Here is a 19,482-nt window from a genome sequence, read left to right on the forward strand (position 1 = left end):
CAATGCGCCACCTTTCCACCGCGCTTGCCACGCTCTATGCAGGCCTGATCTATCTCTTCATCTTCCTTCCGGTCGTCGTACTCGTGCTGTTCTCCTTTCAGGACGGCACACTACCCGTGCCGCCGCTGAACGGCCTGACGCTGCGCTGGTACCAGGCGATCTTCGCCGACGGCAAGCTTATGGCAGCGCTCGGCAATTCGCTCATCGTCGCGGTCATTTCCTCTGCAGTCAGCTGTGTGCTCGGTTTCCTCGCAGCCTATGCCTTCGCCCGCCACACGCTGCGCGGCTCCGGCTTCTTGCGCGGCGTCCTCGTCGCACCGATGACGGTGAGCACGTTGATCATCGCCCTTGGTCTTCTTTCGATGCTGAACGTCACCGGCGTGCGGCTTTCGCTGTGGACGGTCGGCATCGGCCACGTGGTGATCAACATGCCGCTCTGCTTCGCCATCATCTATGCCTCGATGGGTGGACACCAGGCAAATATCGAACGGGCCGCGCGCGATCTGGGCGCAAGAGATTGGCAGGTCATCCTGCTGGTGACAGCGCCCATGTTGATGCCGTCGATCCTTGCCGCCTTCTTTCTGTCCGTCACCTTCAGCTGGGACGAGTTCATCGTCGCCTTCCTGCTGTCACGCTTCGACGTGACGCTGCCAGTCGAAATCTTCAGTTTGCTGCGCTCCGGCCTGGACCCCAAGACCAATGCGATCGGCAGCGTCGTCTTCCTCGTTTCGATTGCATTCCTCGTGGCGATGGAGATCGCCGTCTTCCGAAAGAGCGGGAGGTCCTCATGACCGCTGACGTTTCCATCCGCAACGCAACCAAGGTCTTCGGATCGTTTCGGGCTCTCGACGGGGTCTCGCTCGACATCGCGGCCGGCGAATTCATCGTGCTGCTCGGTCCCTCCGGCTGCGGCAAGACGACCCTGCTTTCCATCCTCGGTGGTTTCATAGAGCCGACTTCCGGCACGATTTCGGTTGGGGGGCGCGACATGACCCATGTGCCGCCGGCGAAGCGCCCCACCACGACCATGTTCCAGGACTATGCGCTCTTTCCGCATATGCGCCTTCTCGACAATGTCGGCTTTGGCCTCAGGATGCGCGGGATCGGCAGGCAGCAGCGGGACGAAAAGGCTCTTTCCTTTCTCGATCTCGTCGGCCTCAAAGCCTCGTCCACCAAGAAGCCGCACGAGCTTTCCGGCGGCCAGCGGCAGCGCGTGGCGCTGGCCCGCGCGCTTGCCGTCGATCCAGACGTGCTGCTGCTCGACGAGCCGCTCGGCGCACTCGACCTGAAACTCCGACGTCAGATGCAGGACGAACTGAAGGCGATCCAGAAGCGGATCGGCACGACCTTTGTGCACGTCACGCACGACCAGGAGGAGGCGATGGCGATCGCGGACCGGATTGTGGTGATGAACAAGGGGCGCATCGAAGATGTCGGCACGCCGGCCTCGATCTACATGCGTCCACGCTCCCTGTTCTCGGCCGGGTTCATGGGTGAGGCCAATTTTCTGCCGGCAGAGGTCCGCGGCACAAAAGGCAACGATACGGAGCTGGAAACCGCCCTCGGCACTCTGGTGTTGCCCGCCGCCGCTTTCGTTTCCGGTGTGCCGACGGCTGGCAGCGATGTCACGCTGTGCATCCGTCCAGAACATTTCAGCGGCGCCGGCACGCAGGTGGCGACTGTCTCGATCGGCCATGGCCGCATCACCGGCAGTGCATTCTTCGGCACGCATCACCGCTGCCATGTCGCGGCGGGCGGGTTGCAATTCACCGCGCACCTGCCGCAAGCCGACAAGCCTGACGTCGGTGCTGAACTCGAGCTGAGGCTGAAAGCGCAAAGCATCGTCGTGCTGGAGGACCGAGCAGAGGCAAAAGCGTGATGCAGCGCATCCGCCCGGTGGACTGGTACAGCGTGCGCCGCCTCGACGACGACGTGACCGCCATTTCAGAGCCTCACATCAAGGAATTCTACCGCTGCAACATCTGGCACGTGCGAGGTCGCGATCGCGACATGCTGGTCGACAGTGGCATGGGCGTCGTCTCGTTGCGCGAATGGGTACCGCTCGTGACCGAGCGCGATCTGATCGCGGTGGCGAGCCACACCCATTTCGACCATATCGGCTGTCATCACGAGTTCGACTGTCGCGCCGTGCACGCGGCCGAGGCCGGGCTTCTTGCCAACCCAACGCGTCAGAACACGCTTGCCGATCCCTACGTCACCGACGACATCTTCCACGCACTGCCGCCGGAGCCATATTGTTCGAAGTGCTATACCGTGAAGAAGGCACCCGCGACACGCATCCTTGCGGACGGAGACATCATCGACCTGGGCGACCGCCATCTCGAGGTCATCCATACACCAGGCCACTCCCCTGGAGGCATAGCGCTCTATGAGAAGGCGACGGAAATCCTGTTCTCAGGTGACATCATCTACGACGGTCCGCTGATCGAGGACACCTACCACTCCGACATAACGGACTACGTCGCCTCGATGGAACGTCTCATGGCGCTGCCGGTGCGGCTGGTGCATGGCGGCCATTTTCCGAGTTTCGATGGCGAACGTTATCGCCAGCTCATCAGGGCTTGGCTCGATGAAAAACAAAGTAGGTAACCGGAGACAACGATGCTCGACAAACGCAAGTTCTACATCGACGGCCCGGTGTGTGGACCCGCTGAAGCCAAATGACCACGCGGTGGTCAACCCGGCGACGAAACAGCCGGTCGCTGTCATCACCATGGGCACAACCGCCGATATCGACCGCGCCGTCGCAGCCGCCAGGAAGGCCTTCGCGACCTAAGAGCCCGGGAGAATTTCGTTCGGTGCCTGGCCCTACATGGAGGTCTGCTCGATCCTTGGGGGAAGGTAGGGGTCGAAGATCAGTACGGCAGGCGCAGGGACTTCGTCGCCGGACAGGCTTCATCGTACCGAAGGGCTTCAAGGCGAGTTGGATCACGCACGAAGCATCGAAGAAGATCTTCATGGCCATCGAATAGGCGACGGCGCAATTCAACAAGAGCGGCTTGATACATACATTGTGAAATTCGAACGATGCTCGATCGGGAGAATTGTCGCCGCCCACGAACCGGTTGATCCATTCTTCGCTGGTGGTCAGGAGGTTTCCTTGCTGTCCAGCCATTTTTTTGATGATCATCCTGTGTCGTTCGCGTCCGTAACTCCCGAAATGGTCGCCGTGAACCACGCGTATAGGAATCTCCAGCAAGCGCTTCATGCCGCTTACGCTGACGCCACTGCCTTCTCGACGTCCAACAGGCTGACGAGTTCGGTGATTTGGTTTGCAGCGATGCCTTGTCGGATCAGGCGCTCCACGAGGGAACGAACGAGAACTTCCATATCGTCGGCTTGTTTCGGCGTCTCACCAACCGATCGGCCTTGCGACAATAGAACATCGACCTGGCGCAACTTCGCCACGATCTCTTCAGGCTTGTGCTTCTTCAGGGGCATTCCAACGTCCTCGCTCTGGCTAAATAGCCTACTTCAGGGAGGACCACTTTTCAGGGGCAGGCCACGACAAGGTTAGCTGGAGAGCTGACCGGCGGCGGCATCAGCGATGCAATTGCTTTCCGATCGATGATCACAACTGCGCATTGTTTCAGTTTTGATGCACTCTGAAGCAGATTACACTGATGTGAATAGCAAACTGCGCTGCGCATTGAGAAGAACTGTCGACAGCTTCAAGAACCAGGGCTGCGGAATGAGGCAAACGATCATGAGCAAGCTATTCACAAACAAGGATGAGACGTCCGGCTCCCTAAGCGAACCGACCAATGACGCTGCACTCCTAGAATGGTTAGCTGCCTTAGGTAACTGGGATAGAGGCATGGGCGGACCGACTATGCCAGAACGTGTGGCTTACGGCTCTCATCCCGAACAGATTATCGATTTCTGGCTGTCGGAGCGAGGTGATGCTCCTGTCGTTATCACCATTCACGGCGGCTATTTCATGCCAGAATTTGACTTGAACCTTCAGGTGGCGATGATCCGCGCGCTTGTTCGGGAGGGGTTTGCAGTTTGCAATATCGAGTATCGCCGCCAGGGGCGTGGCGGACGGCATCTCGAGACAACGTCAGACGTGTGGTCTGCAACCGATTGTGTAGTCTCCCGTCTTGGCGTGAAGCGACTGGCGGTTATCGGCCATTCAGCAGGCGGTTATCTTGCCGAATGGATCGCGTCGCATCCTAGAGTCGACTTCGTCATGCCGCTCGGGTCGGTAACCAATCTCGCCAGTTGCGCCCAGTCGGGTCTCGATGAGGGAGCGATATCGATGTGGATTGGCGCGCAACCGCATGAAAGGCCGGATCTCTATGCAGTAGGTGATCTCACTACACGCTTCCCAACGGGCGCATCGCACGTTCTTATCCACGGTATGAAAGATTGTGTGGTCGATGTTTCGCAGAGCCAGGATTTTGCATTCCACGCCCGTCGTGCCGGGGAGGCATGCCGATTGGTAGAGCTGCCCGAAACCGGGCATTTCGGATTTCTCGACCCGCGCGATCCCGCATTCCGCGTGCTGATCAGAGAATTGCGCATCTGGAATTCCACTGAATACCCGGCGCGGTGACGTTCCGATCTGACCAGGCCAGTGCAGCTGGCGCGGTCAGGCAAAAGTCTGTTCAACGAGCGCGAACGTTGCCCGCGCAGAGGACGTCAGTGGCCGCTAGAGCTGCTGCCGAGCACGATCTGATCAGTTCGACAAGCTGAGACTCTTCATATTCTTTTCGGAATATGATCCCGACCGGATAGTCCGTCTCCGATAACTTCCACCCAAGGATCTTCAGCGTTCCCTGTTTCTCAAAGACTTCGGCAATGCTGGAAGGCATGATCCCGATCATGTTCGAATGTTTGAGAAACCCAACAGTGGCTAGCACGGAAATTGTCTCAACAGCGACCTTTGGAACACTGAAGCCAGCTTTCACCAAAGGATGTGACACAAGGCTGAACGCCCCCGTGCTCGAGGTCGGCATCACCCATTCGGCCTCGGCCGCTTTTTCAAGAAGTTCCTCACCTTTCAGATAGGCGATCGGATTGTCTGTGCCGCAGACGACGACAGTCGCTTCGTTGTAGAGGATGTGAGACGACATTTCGGACGTCATGCTGCTCGCATCGATACGTCCGACAATCAGATCAATCCGACCCTCAAGCAAGGCGTCCGTCAGATGGAGTTCGTCACCCTCTTCAACCGAAAAGCGCGTAGCCGGTCGAACCTTCTGAAATTCTCGATGCAGTTTCGGAATGAACTCAGACGTAACGACGGGAAAAGTTCCGAGCCTCACCCAACCTAGGCCGCCCGCACGGATGACCGCCAATTCGTCCCAACCCGCTTTCAACTCTGCGATAATCAGCCCTGCGCGTCGAATTAGAGCATCTGCCGCTACTGTGGGAACCAGGCCGCGCCTGTTCCTGGTGAATAGTTGGCAATCAACAATCTCTTCGATCTCTTGCAGCATTTTGGTTGCTGTCGATTGCGCCATGTTGAGCGAGCGAGCGGCGCGACCGAGGTTGGGATTGTGGCCGAGTTCAACCAAGAAGCTGAGATGCCGGAACCGCAGCCGATTTACGAACTGATTTAGTTTGCGATCCAATACTCCATACCTTTCAGGAAGAAGCGAAATAAGTTGTATATTAACACCTATGCTTTCGAGTAAAAAACCACAGTGCTGAGGTCGCAAAGTCCTTCCATCGACAAGACACGAGACCGTCCCCGCGCTTGTCGGTTTCTTGAGGAGATAATGAGATTTCCGCGCCATTGAAAGCAGCCGTCTCAGGCTGGTTCATTGCTATGATGAGCAGGGCGACGTCGGCGCAGCAGCAACACATTCTTGATTCCCTTTCGGTACGGAAACCGCCAGTGGTGACTCGTCAGGACGGTCTCCCAACCGGGGGCGGAAAAGCTGGCCGAAGCGTCGAGCGACGAGCTCGGCCAGCTGACGCCCAATGGCTACTGGCCAGACTCGATGGATGCGTCATACTCGATGACCTTCCCCTGACGCTGCCGGTATCCTGAAACAATCCAGCCTAGAACTGCGGCAATTGGAACAAGCACCAACAGCCACCGGGCGCGCTCATCCTGCGTTCCAAGGATCGAGTAGTTGATGATTGCCGTGATCAGGACGATTACGAAGGCGCCGATCGAAATCAATGGCGCCACTTTTGCGACCCAGACTCGCTGTTCCAAACCAGTTTTCACGAAAAAGGCGAAGATAGCAGCGCTCACCAGCGCAAGCATGCAAAGCAAGCCAACCGTACCCAGACCAACAAGCCAACCATAAACGACGAGCACCAAATCAGCACCGGAAATCGTGAACAGCGCGAGCAAAGTACCAACGATGACCGTGACCGCGACGAGGGCCGCGACGGGATTGCCGTGTGAGTTCGTTGTCCACAGGAATGAGGGGAGTACACCGGCGCGGCTGAGCGCAAAGATGTAGCGACCGATCATGCTTTGGAATCCGACGAAAACTGCGAGGAAACTCGACAACACCAGGATTTCCAAGGTGCGACTGTAGAAGTCACCGAGCACTTCGCGTCCGATCGTGAACAAGAAGCCAGCAGGGTCAGCCGCCGCGCGCGCTTGAACTGCATCCAGCCCGGTATAGTTTCCAAGCGCAAACGCCATCACCGTATAGAACAAGGTGATGCTAATGATCGAAGCAGCAACGGAGCGTGGTATCGTGGTTTCCGGCGTGCGGGCCTCTTCCGAAAAAACGACCGTGGCTTCCAGACCGCTGTAACAGATGATGGCGAGCAGCAACGCAACGCCAACGCCAGGGACAAAAATCGCTGAGGGGGCGAAACTTGCAAACGAAAGCGTTTGTGCCTTGAAAAGAAGCGCGATCCCCAAGGCGCCGAGAGCGATCGCCTCGCAAGCCAGAAGAGTCACAAGCAGCTTGATGCTGACATGGCCGCCGAGGACGCAGAGCACCGCGACGATTGCCAAAGCGATGAAAATGATTGTCGTTGGATTGGTCGAAATTCCGAGCGTTCCTGCCGAGACCACACCTGATATCGCGTAGAAGGCAACAAGTGAGCTTATGTAGAGAAGAAGGGTGACATAAGCTGCGGCTGTCGCAACTCGCGAGCCGAACGCCTTCGCAATATAGGAAACGTAGCCGCCGGCGTTCTTGACATGACGGCTCATGGAGACATAGCCGATCGAAAAAATGCCAAACAGCAACCCGGCAATCAAATACACCGCTGGTGTCGCCGGCCCGATCTGAGCGAATACGACGGGCATCGCGGCCGCTGTTACTGATATCGGCGCGACAGCGGAAATGACAACACAGCTGATGGCGATGACGCCGAACTGATTTCTTGCTAGGCTCGTTTTAGTGGAACCGATCGTTGTGTCTCCAGGTGATTCTTGAGCTAGAGGCGCCTGCCTCTCAAATGCATTTGACATTGATCCTCCCTACCTACCTTTTGGTAGCGCGCGATGCGCCACGTTCAAAACGCCGACGGCAGGATCAAACAATGCTGTCATCTGCCATCACCGGATGACAGGGGCAGCGACTGCGGGAGAAGGAGTGCAAGCCACAAGTCGCGCGAGGGCAACAGCACCCTCGATCACAACACCTCGAAGTATTCCTCCCCCGCAGCGGACCCGAACAGCTTAGAGGTCCTTCTGGCATTCAAGGCCAGTGTTGGTTCTCAATGACCTGCCACGTTTTTTAACGATAGATGGCGTTCTAATTTCAGAAAACTGAAACAATTGCCTTTTGTGATAGTCAAGTGGAATGTCTCAGAATCTCGGGACGCCTTCGCTCGCCCACCTAGAAAACAGCAGCAGCGCCGCTCGATGGGCACATTTTTCAGAACTGAACTTGTGATCTCGGCGTAAAGCGAAGCGGACTGGCCTTAGCCCATGAAGACCAGTCCGCTTCGCCAGGTTGACACTCGACGTTTACAAGGTCCGGTTAGCCTCAGACACCGAGGCTGACCACATTTCTCGCAATTTCTTCTTGTCCACCTTGCCAACGGAAGTCTTTGGGAGCGCGCCGACGAGCCAAACTTCGCGTGGCCATTTGTATTTGGTGAGGCGCCCCTGGAGATGTTTCATCACGCCATCATAGGTCAAGGAGTGGTCGGAAGGGACCACATAGGCGACGAGCATCTCGCCACGATACTCGTCACGAACCCCGAAGACTGCAGCTTCCTGAACCCCATTGTGCGCGTAGAGCACCTCTTCCACCTCACGGGGGTACACATTGTAGCCGGAGGTGATGATCATCTCCTTTTTGCGATCGCAAATCGTGAGATAACCATCCTCATCCACCCAGCCGATGTCTCCGGTGTACAGCCAGCCACCTTGCAGCGACTGCGCGGTTTCCGTTGGCCGGTTGCGATACCCGGTCATGATCTGAGGACCTCGCGCGCGGACCTCACCAATCTCGCCAGCGGGAAGTTCGATCAACCCGGTCTGGGTGTCGACAATCGAGACCTCCGTCTCCGGGACCGGAATTCCCACCGTCCCGACCTTGCGACGGCCTTCGGCGGGATTGTAGGTCAGCACCGGTCCTGCTTCAGTCTGGCCATAGCCTTCGCAAACCAGGCAGCCTGTGGCTTCTTCCCACTTTCGCAAGGTTTCCTCCGAAAGCGGGGCCGACCCGGACGAGCAGATCCTGAGCGACGAAAAGTCGGCGTCTGCAAAATCCTGGTGTTTCATGAATCCCAGCAGGATCGTCGGGCTCGCAGAGAGGAACGAGATGCGATGGCACGCGATATCGCGGAAAATTTCGCCCGCATCGAATTTGCGAACGATATGGAGTGTGCCTCGGCAATGTGCCGCTAGGTAGAGCCCCATTGAAACTGCATAAACATGGAAGAGTGGCGTGATGCACATCACCCGCTCGCCATCCACGGTCGGCACAAGTGCCTCTCGCTGAGCGATGTTCGAAACCACGGACCGATGCGTGAGGTTCACGCCCTTCGGGAGTCCTTGGGTGCCGCCCGTATATTGAAGGGTTGAAAGCCACTCCGGTTCCGGTAGCACGATCTCATCCCGCTCGGACGCATTGTCGCGATCAAGCAGAAGATCTCCGGGAGAGACAGTGATTCTCATCTCGCAGCCAGCGCCAGCCTTTTCGAGCGTCGCGGCAATTTCGACGTCACACAGCACGACGGTCGGGCTGGCGTCCGCAATGATGATGTCCAGTTCGGCGCTGGTGTAGGCCGGATTGAGTGGCACGAGTTGTGCACCGCTTGCCTGAATACCGAAGTTGGCGACAGCAGCATCTGCCGAATTCGCCATGATGGTGACGACACGATCGCCGGGCGCGACACCTGCCTCCCGCAGCCTGGCGGCAAGCGATGCGACGCAATTGAAATATTGCCCATAGCTAAGCGCGGCGCTGGCGCATCGAACCGCAAGCCGGTCAGGGCATTCCGCAGCCGCTACCGCTAACATATGGACGACGCTTTTCTCAATGTTCTTCATGCCCGTGACGTTCCGCTATCGACATGCACGATGAGCGCCATGGCGCTGTCTCCGGCCGCGCAGCCTGTAAACAGTCCATAGCCACCGCCACGCAGCGCAAGCTCTTCGATCAGTTCAATCACCGCCCGAAGGGCTGTCGGCGCCTGGGGGTGCCCCCAGACGAGCGATGAACCGAAATTATTCATGGTCGAGATCGGAATCCCGAAATCCCGTGCCAGGAGGACGTCGTTCACAATGAAGGGGTTGTGCGTCTTGATGCAATGAATCTGGTCGGGCCGCATCCCGGCGAGCTCGAGCGCTTTGCGCGCTGCAGGCACCGGCGCCGCCGGCATCCTCGCCTTGCCGGCCCGCGCGTTACCGAAAGACACGATCTCGATCTTGACGGAGGGGTCGCGCGAAATCTCGCGCGCCTTATCCTCGTTCGTGACAACCATGCCGGCGTTTCCATCGGCCGGATGTGTTTGGCCGCCGAAATTGACCGTGCCCTTTGGCAAAACCGGTTTTAGTGCGGCAAGCCCCTCCGCGGTTGTCGGGTAAATTCCGACGTCGCCGGAGAGAGTCGTTCTTACCTTCGTAAATCTTTTGTCCGGCACATCGAAGGGAAGGCACATGAACCTGCGCAGGAATGCGCTGTCGTCTCGCAGAGCCGCCTGATACTGCTCGTAGCGGCACAGTGTCGCTTCATTCTGCTCGGCGGTGGAAATCCCGTGCTCGGCCGCAACCGCCTCAGCGGTCTCGACCATTGCGACGTCGGCGTAAGGGTCCTTGGAGAAATTGTCGAGGATCCAGTTCTCCGCCTGCCCGGAACCGCCTTGTCCCTCCGGGTCCGGATAGTAGATCTGTGGACCGTTCGAGACTCGGTCCGCTGCAAGCACGAGAGCGGCTGACGCGTTGCCGCGCCTTATTTCGTCCGAAGCGACGGCAAGAACACGTGCGCCCGTGGAGCAGGCTTGAGTGATCGTCGGCCCCGGCACATGGTCGGCGCCAATCATGCCCAAAATCCAGGGCGCGCCATAGAAAGCGCCCTGCTGCGGAACTGTCGTTCCCAAGACGGAAAAGTCGAAAATCTCAGGACTGAGGTTTCTTGCTGCCAGTTCGCGTTGCGCAACGTGCGCCGCAAAACGCAAGCTATGAAGGTGAGCGAGAGCGCCCTGCCACCGCGCAAATGGCGTGCTCCACCAAAGACCGTAGGGGATGGCAACTTTCGTATTCGATGTCTGACGCATATCTACCTCGAATCCGCGCGGATGAACGCGCTCGTCTTCCACAGCGTAAGAACAGGTCAGATGTTACAGAACTGAAACTATCCCGCCTTGTGATCGAATTTGGGAAACACTGCCCAAAAGTTCGCAAATGGACGGCAAGGGCCGAAATATACTCGGCCCTCCCCCAGTGTCCGGGAGGAAAGCTCTTTCGTTCAGTGCACAGCGGCGCTTATTTGCCGGCCTTTTCGTCGGCAGCCAGACCGGCCTCATATTCTGCCATCAGCTTTTCACGGCGGATCGTACGCCGCATCAATCGGGTCAGGCGCTGCGGAACAAACTCAGCCGTATCTCCGGTCGAGCAGCAACCTGCATGCTCCTTCGCCGCCCTTCGGGCCGGAGGGAGGTCGATCGCCGGATTGACCCCGAAGAAGCCGCTGGGCTTGAGCTTGAACCCAAGTTTGGCGTTCGGCATCACCGGCCAATCTTCGAGCCGAGGGACATGGTGATGTCCGAAGACATACCAGACCACGATATCCTCGTTCTCGATGTTGCGGTCCTGTTCGATCCAGCGGGGTAACCCGTCCGGTCCAGGGTTCTGATTGGGGTAGCGTCCGGCGGCGAACATCTCCCCCTCGTCGAACTTGGTTACCCAAAGGTGGTTGTTCAGATAGCCGGCGCGCTTGGCGATCGACGAGTCGTCGTTGAAGAAAGGCAGAACGACTTCTGTCGGCTCGATCCGATACCCGACATTCGTACCCATGCGGTTCTTGGAGTTGGGGTTCTGGATGACCCAGGTCCTCACGGTCTCGTATTTGTGCCGACGTTGGGCTTCCTTCTCCGTCTTGAACACGGAGGTCTTGGTGACGAAGGCTGCGCCGCGCGGATTTTTCGGCCCGGTTGGTTCCGACTCGGACTCGACCTCGACCACCTGGTTTTTCGGGCCGTCCAGATTCATATCGAGGCGCGCACAGAAGAAGTGCTGATGGTAGGGGGCGTAAAGCCCCTCTTCTATCAACGTCCCGTGTCGCGGCTGCTCACCGGGAACGACCGCACCCGTCTGCACGATGCCATTAGCCTTCACCTCGAGCTCGAGCGAGCCATCCTGCCGGAAAACCCAGTAGAAGCCATATTCGTAGTTTCCGACGGTCGCGATGAAGGAGACGATCAGCTTGGTCGACCGCCTGTTTTCGACCTTTTCGGTACGGAGATCAGTGTGCTTCCACATGATCGAGTCGTCCTCCTCATGCATGCAGATCGCATTGGGGATCGACTCGATTTCGCCGAACGCATTGATGAAGTCGAAATCGAAGTATCGGATATCGCCAAGGCAATCGCAGCCAAGCGTCAGCGAATTGGTGAGGACTCCCAGACCGTATTCGCCGACGTCGAAAGCATTCTTAACCCCATTGGTGCTGGTCACGTCACAATAGGGCACAGTCATCTCGGAGATCGACGCCCGGAAACAGATCGGCCGCTCCCGCCCGGCTTCTTCGTCCATGTAGCGAACATCGTGAAGCACCAGTCCTTCACGGGCGTTAAACGACATATGGAAGCGCCAACGCTGCCAGGAAATCCCCCAGCCCTTGACGTCGAAGTTGACGCCCTTGGGCTGTGTGATGCGGATCGGCTTCAGATCCGGTCGCAATTTCTGGATATATTGCCGCTCATAGTTCCGCATGGTTTGCGGGATTGGCACCACGCCATCATCGCGCAAATCGACTACGACGCGATCGTACATGTCGACCAGGACCGTCAGGTTCTCGATCGGATGCGCGTAGATGTTGTCGTTCGCCTCTTTCCGCATCAGGAACATGCCGCGGATCAGTCGCTGGGTAGGATCCTCGTTCGAACCGAAATGCCCCGCAGTCAGCGGATCAATGCAAACGAGACCACGTTCGGCAAGCCCGAGACCTCGCTTTTCCAGCGCACGGATCACCCGTTCATCCTGTATCGCGATGAGGGTCATCTCGACGAACTCATCGGGGATGAGCATGGGTTGCCCAACTTCGCGGGTAACCTCCCATCTCGTCACCTTGCCTGAATTTAGCGACACCTCCACCTCGAGGGTCTGGCGTTGACCGCAATCGATCAATGTCACTTCGACCTCGCGGTCAAAGGCATTGCCGGTTTTGTAGCCGGCAATGAATTCCTTCGACACCTCCTTCGCCTTCATCATAACGAAGCGGGTGTCACGGTTGAACTTATCGTGCTCCTGAACGATCGTCACCGCCCGTCCGAGTTCTTCGAAGCTCAGCGGATCGAAGGGGTGCAGAACATCCGATTTCGGGTAGGTCCTGGTCTGGTTTTCGACGTCGGTTTTCATTATGTCCTCCCCTTCGGTGGCAAGGCATCGTCAGTAGGCGACGCAGACAGTCTTTTCTTCAGTAAAGAGATTAACGGCAGATCGACCGTGCTCCCTTCCAATGCCCGAAAGCTTTCGACCGCCGAAGGGCAGGTTCGGATCGAACACGCCATGGCAGTTCACCCAGACCGTTCCCACTTGGATGCGCGGGATCAGGGCGTTGATCGCCGATATGTTCTGACTCCAGATCGAGGCGGCGAGACCGTATTTGCTGTCATTGGCGAGCCCCACCAGCTCATCGATCGAGTCGTACTGCATCACGCAGATGACGGGGCCGAAGATTTCTTCGGACACGCATTCGAAGCTGTGGTCGACGCCGGTCAGAACCGTCGGGCGGATGAAGAAGCCGCCGTTGTCGGCGATGGGATCGGCACCTGCCGCAACCGTGGCGCCGGCGGCCTTACCGCGTTCGATAAACCCGCGCACACGATCATAGTGTACCTTTGAGACCATTGGGCCGACATGGACCTTCGGATCGAAACCCGAGCCTACCTTCAGATAGTCTGCAAGATCGATTATCCGGTCGAGATAGTCGTTGAAGCGCTTGCGCGGAAGATAGATGCGCGAGCCGGCGACACATTGCTGTCCATGGTTGAAGAACGTCGCCATGGCTGCGTTCGGGCCGAGAAAATCCGGATCGATGTCGTCGAGTACCAGGACCGGCGACTTCCCACCCGTCTCAACCGAAAACCGTGTCATATTTTCGATTGCGGCATGGCCGATGGTCTGGCCGACCTTGGTGGAACCGGTGAACGCAACCTTGTTGATGAGGGGATGACTGACCAGCGGCGAACCCACATCAAATCCTGTGCCGGTGACAACATTCACAGCGCCTGCGGGAAAGCCGACCTCTTCGATCAGCGTCGCAAGATAGAGCGCCGTGAGCGGCGTGTCCTCGGCGGGTTTCAAGACGACAGTGCAGCCGCAAGCCAGTGCGGGCACAATCTTCCAGAGAGCCATCAGATGCGGGAAATTCCAAGGAACGATAGCCGCCACGACACCGACGGGTTCGCGACGTGTGTAGGCGTGAAACTTCATCCCAACCGGTTCGCGGAGCGACAGGTCGAGCGTTGAACCCTCAAGCTTTGTCGCCCACCCCGCCATGTAGCGCACGAAATCAACGGCCATGTTCACCTCGACGGCTTTTGCGACCTCGATCAATTGGCCCTGATTCAGAGTTTCGATTTCAGCAATGGTATCGCCATGCTTTTCGATGGCGTCGGCAAGCTTCAGGAGCAGGCTCTGTCGATCGGCCGGAAGCAAGCGCGACCATTCGGAATCGACAAAGGCCCGGCGCGCTGCCTTGACTGCAAGATCGACATCAGTGGCATCACCGGCTTGAACCTCGCAGATCGTTCTGCCGCTGGCAGGGTCGACGCAGGTTCTGGATTTGCCCGATTTCGATTCAACCCACCTGCCGTCGATGTATATTCGCTTCGGCTTGCCGTGGACGAATTCCAAGGTCTGCTTGCTGACGACTGTTTCAAATTTCGGAACGAACATTGAACCAATTCCCTATCGCGGAGGCGGTACAGATGCTTGCGCCCCTCCAGCGGCGAAATCCACCTACAAGCGATGATTTGGTTCGTGTTGCCAGATCTATGTGTAGGCCCCTTGTTCAAGATAAGTAGTATCAACCCTGAACAAAACTGAAACTATTCGCTGTTGTGATCGACAAATGGAAAGTTGCTGGGTGCAATATCCGTTGAGGGGTTTCACACCTCGGCTGGCGATGAACATCGGACATCCGTGGGCGGGCGACACCAATGGTGGATTTTCAGATACTTGCGGAAGGTTAGGGCGATGATTTTTCACGTATTTTGGGCGCAAAATCCCTAACCTTTCCGCCCTGATTTTGCCAAGTGTCACCAACCCCCGCAAAATGGTATCGAGGGAGTTGGCGGTACGTTAGCGGCGGGATTTGCGTTTTCGCCTCGATGTCTCCGCAATGACGAACTTCATCGCGGCTTTATCCGCGATGCCGTCTTCAGCTGGATCTGCCTCTCGATCATGCTGCTCCTCGATCGGCTCTGGTTCTAAATCTGGGTCGCGGTCGATTTCGTCCAGCAGGGTAATCAGCCTCTCGACGGTGAACTCGATACGTAGCCGCAACACCTTGTCGATCACAAAGCGCTTATGGCTGTCCATCAGTTTTCCAGCGGCTCCCAGACAACGTCGAGCTCACCACCCATGTAGTCGACCGCTTGCTTGATCTTGCGGATGCATAGTTTCCGCGCCGGCGACCATCGGCTGAAGGGCTCGCCTTTTCCGCCACACACAGCATCCAGGTCACGTCTACTCATATTGAGATGGAAGGCGCGATGCAGAATCGCGTCCATCAGACGATGACCCGTAGGCGCCGGGGGGCGCCTGCCGTAACGTAGGCCGATGTATTGCTTGCGGTTGGTTACCTGGTTGATGTGCATCCTCAGCTCGGCTGCGATTGCCTTTGTGGCAACGCCCTCTTTCACGCGCTTTTTCAAGATCGCGTCCTCGGATGCGCTCCAGATGTGGATCTCCCTCCTGAGGTTACACCTACCGGCAAAGTTCTGGATCGCAGTTCTTGTCCTGTGCGGCAGCGACTTTTGAATGGTCTCTACGTCAGGCCAGTGGCTGACCACCACTTCGTGTTCCTTCAGCGTCCAGTCGTTCTGCTTGCGAACCACGCGGTGAACTCGGGTAGGTGCTGCATCAATGGTCGATAGCATTCGATGATCCTCTTGGAAGTGAAACCACCCGCGCCATCTAATGCTGATCGGCTTCTTTCTCCTGCGCCATTCGCCTCCTGGTTTTCTGCCCAACAATCCCGGTTGTGAAAAGAATTGAAAGGATTGAAGGGGACAGGCAAAGAGCCTCTCTTTTCGCTACACAATTTTCACGGCACCTGGCTCACGAGGCAGGACGCGTTGCAGATAAAAACAATCTTTGATGATTGACTAAGGTCCGTCGGCCGGGCGCACCCTAGGCGTCGGCGCTCATTGCGATGGCTTGAGAAAACCGCTTAAATCACCAATGGAGCGAAGGGGAGCCTCAGAATGTCCCGTTACAACTGGGAACGTCCACCGCGCATTTGGGAACGTCGGTGGTTTCAAGCACTGGCTGCAACGTTTGCAGTTTGCGCGATCGCATGGGCTCGCATGCACGCTTGATGCGCGTAGGATAACCGATGGGTGGAAAACTCCTGAAGGACGCTGGCGAGGCCCTATATGGACCTCGATGGCAATCCGACCTCGCTCGGGACCTGAATATCACCACCAATACAATGCGCCGCTGGCTTGTAGGGACGAATGATCTATCGCCATTTATCGCAGAACAGTTATCGTTGATTTGCCAGGAAAGAGCCGCGCTGCTCGACGACGTGGCCGAGAGATTGCAGCCCTTGGTACTTTCGACCAGGCGCCGGACGCCTACTGGCGCTTAGGCCGGCTGGCGCATCTCCCGATGCATTTACAACCAGCCGGTCGCTTCCCCAAAAAGTGATGCTGGCCTACAGCCAAAGTGCGAGCCTACACTCGGCGCCACCGCCCTACCGGACTTGATGTCGTTGTAGGAGATCATGCGACACCGCCTTCACGTCCAGTCAGCGAGTCAGCCTTTTCAAGGAGGTCTTTATGGGGGAGCAAAATATCGTTGTGGTCGTCTGGTATCGGGCGAATGAGTACGCTGCAGTCCGAGCGCTCGCAGCCGACGCTGACCGAATGGAGAAGACTTTTCAGGAGTGGAAGGTTTTCGCGGACGAAACGGTCCGCAGTCATGAAGCTGCCGGTAGAACTGTCTGGAAAGTACATTTCGACAACACCGCTTTCATGCGGTGGGCGAGCGCCAGAAACGTCCAGTCCACAGACCAGTCGCGGATTGACTGGTGCAGCCAGAAAGTCGGCAGGAGTAGCGAGCCCCCATTCTGACAAGAACAAAGCCGCAAAAAGACTGCGGCGTCGGCAGCAGGCTTGTCTAAGAAGCCCTAGTCTAGGGAAGACCTTTGCGAGAAGATGGATGCCGTCGCGCCGAAGCCAGGCAAGCGCGGCCCCTACAAAAAGGCAGTCGCCAAATGATGACTACGCCTATCGGATGGTATGTTCGGGTTTGGGTCGGCCAAGACGAAGCAGACGATCCCCCACATGAAACCGCACTCTACATCGCTGGCTTTCCAACCCCCGCCGAAGCTGAGGCGGCACTAAGGAGCGCTCGCATGAAACGAGACGAGCGGGTGGAGGTTCTAGAGGGGGAGATCATGCCGGGCATCGGTCCGCAACCCGAGCCGGGCGAAGTGAAAAGGCTTCGTGGCGCTGTCTGACTTCAAGATTAGGGTCACCACCGAATTTCAAACTGAGACATTACCCGTTTCTGGGTCTCGTTGCCGTAGCTGCAGAAATCAGCTTAGATCGCCGCTTATCCGCCCTGGGGAGGGCTTGGGGATGGAATGCGCATCACAATTGAACTGATGCTCGAGGAGTCCTTTGTGCTCCTGTGGCTTGCCGCTGGAGGAACGCAGGGAAGTCAGCCACATCGCTGCGCTGCTGAGGGGGCAGAAAAATGCTAGTTTGTTCACCTAGTCTTGACACATTTGTTGACTTATATGGCAACAATTGATGAACTATGCGGCCGTGGGAAACTCACTCCCATTGCCGTTAACTTGTCGCGACGAGAATTCGCAGAACGACGAATGTTCGGGACTCCTGAGTTCCACAGGTGGCTGAATGTCGATGTCAAGGGCGCAAAATCGATTGACCCACATGAGCTTCCGCCCAGACACCAGGCATACGATTTTATTCGAACCTTTCAGCTCGGCTCACCCTTCGCTATCGGTCGCGCGTTCAAACGCATGCGACCGCATGAAAGAGATGTCTTTGAGTTCTCGACCTACGATCTCCGCATTTTTGGCTGGTTCTATCAACGGGCGACATTCATCGCAGTCTGTGGAGACTTTATGGAACACACCCATTCGGAAGCTGGCATCTATGACAAACATCGAAGTTTTGTCGAACAGCTGCGCGCCGAGATAGATTTGGATCCACCAAAGTGGATTGTCGGAGGGAAAGAAGATGATGTCCTCAACCTTTGAACTTGATCACCCTAAGGAAGAGGCCTCCTCGCGTTTTGTGGCCGACGTGGGCCGACTTCTCCAGTCGGCGCTAGTTGAACGTAAGGCAATTTCAAAGCTCACACAGCAGGAAATAGCTGATCGCCTCGGCGTTGATCGATCGAGCGTCAACCGGAACTTTTCTGGGTATCGCAATCTGACTTTATCCAGCCTCGCCGAATTGTGCTGGGCTATGGATGTCGAGCCCCAGTTGGTCATTGAACAGATCCTGGAACCAGCTTCGTGCAATTTCCAACCGCCGAGGTCGGTACGCGTTCGCACGATGTCATCTGAGCCAATGAAAGCTGGTTCATCGGGCTCGAACACGCTGTCTTTCACTGTGCGTGAAAACGCAATTGGTGCTTGACGTGAAAAACCTGCGTTTTGAGATCTTGTTTTGCGACGATGTTCGTCAAGAGGCCAACGGAAAACACATACTCATAGGCGTGTTTGGCGCAGACATTTTACCAACCATGCTTCCCGGCGTATTACCTTTGGCTATTTATCTCCGAGTGTTCGGAATGACCAAGGGAGACCATCACTTCAGGATTACCTTGACAACAAATGACGGCGATTTGCTGGGCGAGATCGAGGGCCGAACAACTGTGTTCGACGATACAACCGCCTCGATTTTCCCATTCAGCGCTGTGGCAATTCACATTGAAAAACCCGTTGCAATTGTAGTGAACTTTTCGCTCAACGGGAGCGATCTGATACCGATTGGCGGCATCAATATTCGAGCCCCAATCGCTAATGTGTCTTCATAACCTCCCCGGCTCCGGCCAGGGTTTTCGTTTGACACCGCGACGGCTATATTCGCGCCATGTCGAAAGAGGTCTACAACCGCATCCGCGAAGGACTTGAGGAAGCTCTTGCCTGGAGCCGAGGCGAGATCGCGTTACCCGTCACCGACTATTCTACCGGATCTCCCATCACGACCGTGCGCCATCGGGGCGCACCGGTGAACATCGGAGATAGACATGCATCACAAGCGGAAGAAGCCCAAGAGCGCTAGGACCGGTTGCCTTATGTGCAAGCCGCATAAGGCGAATGGCATGTGCCCGCGACACCTCAATATGCGGATCGGCAATCTGCGGCGATATCAGGCCGGTACAGATGCGCTTCACTGCGAGCGTGTGAGCTAAGCCAGAAAAAAGAGCCCACCGGCCAAACCCAGCGTGCTTACGCAGGTTTCGCTGCAGGCGCCCCGACCGCGCCCTGCCGTCTTGATTGCACAACATCTAATGTATGCGCCGCCAGATTGCATGCGCCCCACTGTGCAGGCAGTATCCTTTTGCATACCGGTCTTGGGGGCAACCATAGACGGTTTGTGAAGCCCGCTCCTCCGTTGGATTGGAGCGGGCTTGTTGTCTAACTGTGCGTC

Annotated in this window: 16 protein-coding genes and 1 pseudogene; 8 read left to right on the forward strand and 9 right to left on the reverse strand. The window is 57.1% G+C overall.

What is annotated here, in order from left to right:
* Positions 1-2 precede the first annotated feature (2 nt).
* The 4 genes and pseudogenes from AB4136_RS27405 to AB4136_RS27420 all read left to right on the forward strand — a co-directional run.
* Positions 3-791: an ABC transporter permease gene (locus tag AB4136_RS27405; RefSeq protein WP_137900927.1), complete on the forward strand. Its 789-nt coding sequence runs from the start codon at positions 3-5 to the stop codon at positions 789-791.
* Positions 788-1,879: an ABC transporter ATP-binding protein gene (locus AB4136_RS27410; RefSeq protein ID WP_137900926.1), complete on the forward strand. Its 1,092-nt coding sequence runs from the start codon at positions 788-790 to the stop codon at positions 1,877-1,879. Before AB4136_RS27405 ends, AB4136_RS27410 begins: the two co-directional genes overlap by 4 nt.
* Positions 1,879-2,610 (forward strand): MBL fold metallo-hydrolase, encoded by a 732-nt coding sequence (locus tag AB4136_RS27415; protein ID WP_137900951.1) that lies wholly within the window; start codon positions 1,879-1,881, stop codon positions 2,608-2,610. The genes AB4136_RS27410 and AB4136_RS27415 overlap by 1 nt, the downstream gene beginning before the upstream one ends.
* Positions 2,611-2,622: 12 nt before the next feature.
* Positions 2,623-2,794: pseudogene (locus tag AB4136_RS27420) on the forward strand (aldehyde dehydrogenase family protein); the annotation flags it as partial.
* A gap of 440 nt (positions 2,795-3,234) precedes the next feature.
* On the opposite strand, the gene AB4136_RS27425 reads toward AB4136_RS27420, so the two are convergent.
* Entirely contained in the window at positions 3,235-3,462 is a 228-nt protein-coding gene (locus tag AB4136_RS27425) for a hypothetical protein (protein ID WP_137900925.1), read from the reverse strand.
* Between the two features lie 265 nt (positions 3,463-3,727).
* Between AB4136_RS27425 and AB4136_RS27430 the strand changes: the two genes are divergently transcribed.
* Positions 3,728-4,579, forward strand: coding sequence for an alpha/beta fold hydrolase (locus AB4136_RS27430; RefSeq protein WP_171020961.1), 852 nt, complete (start codon positions 3,728-3,730; stop codon positions 4,577-4,579).
* Between the two features lie 52 nt (positions 4,580-4,631).
* Here the strand turns inward: AB4136_RS27430 and AB4136_RS27435 are convergent, their stop codons facing one another.
* The 8 genes from AB4136_RS27435 to AB4136_RS27470 all read right to left on the reverse strand — a co-directional run bounded on the left by AB4136_RS27435 (position 4,632) and on the right by AB4136_RS27470 (position 15,726).
* A complete protein-coding gene (locus AB4136_RS27435; protein WP_171020960.1) occupies positions 4,632-5,600 on the reverse strand; it encodes a LysR family transcriptional regulator in 969 nt (322 codons plus the stop codon).
* A gap of 356 nt (positions 5,601-5,956) precedes the next feature.
* On the reverse strand, positions 5,957-7,417 hold the full coding sequence (locus tag AB4136_RS27440) for an APC family permease (RefSeq protein WP_137900922.1): 1,461 nt from the start codon (positions 7,415-7,417) through the stop codon (positions 5,957-5,959).
* Between the two features lie 501 nt (positions 7,418-7,918).
* Complete coding sequence (locus tag AB4136_RS27445; protein ID WP_137900921.1) at positions 7,919-9,451, reverse strand: AMP-binding protein; 1,533 nt, start codon at positions 9,449-9,451, stop codon at positions 7,919-7,921.
* The gene (locus tag AB4136_RS27450; RefSeq protein ID WP_137900920.1) at positions 9,448-10,677 is read right to left on the reverse strand and encodes a thiolase family protein; all 1,230 of its coding nucleotides are present in this window, start codon (positions 10,675-10,677) and stop codon (positions 9,448-9,450) included. The genes AB4136_RS27445 and AB4136_RS27450 overlap by 4 nt, the downstream gene beginning before the upstream one ends.
* 208 nt (positions 10,678-10,885) lie before the next feature.
* The gene (locus AB4136_RS27455; protein WP_137900919.1) at positions 10,886-12,979 is read right to left on the reverse strand and encodes a primary-amine oxidase; all 2,094 of its coding nucleotides are present in this window, start codon (positions 12,977-12,979) and stop codon (positions 10,886-10,888) included.
* A gap of 30 nt (positions 12,980-13,009) precedes the next feature.
* Positions 13,010-14,521, reverse strand: coding sequence for an aldehyde dehydrogenase family protein (locus tag AB4136_RS27460; protein ID WP_137900918.1), 1,512 nt, complete (start codon positions 14,519-14,521; stop codon positions 13,010-13,012).
* A 405-nt stretch (positions 14,522-14,926) separates the two neighbouring features.
* Entirely contained in the window at positions 14,927-15,166 is a 240-nt protein-coding gene (locus AB4136_RS27465) for a hypothetical protein (protein WP_137900917.1), read from the reverse strand.
* Complete coding sequence (locus AB4136_RS27470) at positions 15,166-15,726, reverse strand: hypothetical protein (protein ID WP_137900916.1); 561 nt, start codon at positions 15,724-15,726, stop codon at positions 15,166-15,168. Before AB4136_RS27470 ends, AB4136_RS27465 begins: the two co-directional genes overlap by 1 nt.
* A 1,955-nt stretch (positions 15,727-17,681) precedes the next feature.
* On the opposite strand from AB4136_RS27470, the gene AB4136_RS27475 reads away from it, so the two are divergent.
* Genes AB4136_RS27475 through AB4136_RS27485 form a run of 3 tightly spaced genes read left to right on the forward strand, consistent with a single transcriptional unit; the run spans position 17,682 to position 18,865 of the window.
* Positions 17,682-18,080 carry a hypothetical protein gene (locus tag AB4136_RS27475; RefSeq protein ID WP_171020959.1) on the forward strand — a complete coding sequence of 133 codons (399 nt, stop codon included), beginning with the start codon at positions 17,682-17,684 and terminating at the stop codon, positions 18,078-18,080.
* Positions 18,061-18,465, forward strand: coding sequence for a helix-turn-helix domain-containing protein (locus AB4136_RS27480; protein WP_137900914.1), 405 nt, complete (start codon positions 18,061-18,063; stop codon positions 18,463-18,465). Before AB4136_RS27475 ends, AB4136_RS27480 begins: the two co-directional genes overlap by 20 nt.
* On the forward strand, positions 18,458-18,865 hold the full coding sequence (locus AB4136_RS27485; RefSeq protein WP_137900913.1) for a DUF6941 family protein: 408 nt from the start codon (positions 18,458-18,460) through the stop codon (positions 18,863-18,865). The genes AB4136_RS27480 and AB4136_RS27485 overlap by 8 nt, the downstream gene beginning before the upstream one ends.
* Positions 18,866-19,482: the final 617 nt, after the last annotated feature.

This window comes from Mesorhizobium sp. 2RAF21 (assembly GCF_052115345.1).
GTDB lineage: Bacteria > Pseudomonadota > Alphaproteobacteria > Rhizobiales > Rhizobiaceae > Mesorhizobium > Mesorhizobium terrae.

Coding starts and splice junctions, on each gene's coding strand:
- AB4136_RS27405 (WP_137900927.1), top strand. CDS start 3: ATGCGCCACCTTTCCACCGCGCTTGCCACGCTCTATGCAGGCCTGATC.
- AB4136_RS27410 (WP_137900926.1), top strand. CDS start 788: ATGACCGCTGACGTTTCCATCCGCAACGCAACCAAGGTCTTCGGATCG.
- AB4136_RS27415 (WP_137900951.1), top strand. CDS start 1,879: ATGCAGCGCATCCGCCCGGTGGACTGGTACAGCGTGCGCCGCCTCGAC.
- AB4136_RS27425 (WP_137900925.1), bottom strand. CDS start 3,462: ATGCCCCTGAAGAAGCACAAGCCTGAAGAGATCGTGGCGAAGTTGCGC.
- AB4136_RS27430 (WP_171020961.1), top strand. CDS start 3,728: ATGAGCAAGCTATTCACAAACAAGGATGAGACGTCCGGCTCCCTAAGC.
- AB4136_RS27440 (WP_137900922.1), bottom strand. CDS start 7,417: ATGTCAAATGCATTTGAGAGGCAGGCGCCTCTAGCTCAAGAATCACCT.
- AB4136_RS27445 (WP_137900921.1), bottom strand. CDS start 9,451: ATGAAGAACATTGAGAAAAGCGTCGTCCATATGTTAGCGGTAGCGGCT.
- AB4136_RS27450 (WP_137900920.1), bottom strand. CDS start 10,677: ATGCGTCAGACATCGAATACGAAAGTTGCCATCCCCTACGGTCTTTGG.
- AB4136_RS27455 (WP_137900919.1), bottom strand. CDS start 12,979: ATGAAAACCGACGTCGAAAACCAGACCAGGACCTACCCGAAATCGGAT.
- AB4136_RS27460 (WP_137900918.1), bottom strand. CDS start 14,521: ATGTTCGTTCCGAAATTTGAAACAGTCGTCAGCAAGCAGACCTTGGAA.
- AB4136_RS27465 (WP_137900917.1), bottom strand. CDS start 15,166: ATGGACAGCCATAAGCGCTTTGTGATCGACAAGGTGTTGCGGCTACGT.
- AB4136_RS27470 (WP_137900916.1), bottom strand. CDS start 15,726: ATGCTATCGACCATTGATGCAGCACCTACCCGAGTTCACCGCGTGGTT.
- AB4136_RS27475 (WP_171020959.1), top strand. CDS start 17,682: ATGTTCGGGACTCCTGAGTTCCACAGGTGGCTGAATGTCGATGTCAAG.
- AB4136_RS27480 (WP_137900914.1), top strand. CDS start 18,061: ATGATGTCCTCAACCTTTGAACTTGATCACCCTAAGGAAGAGGCCTCC.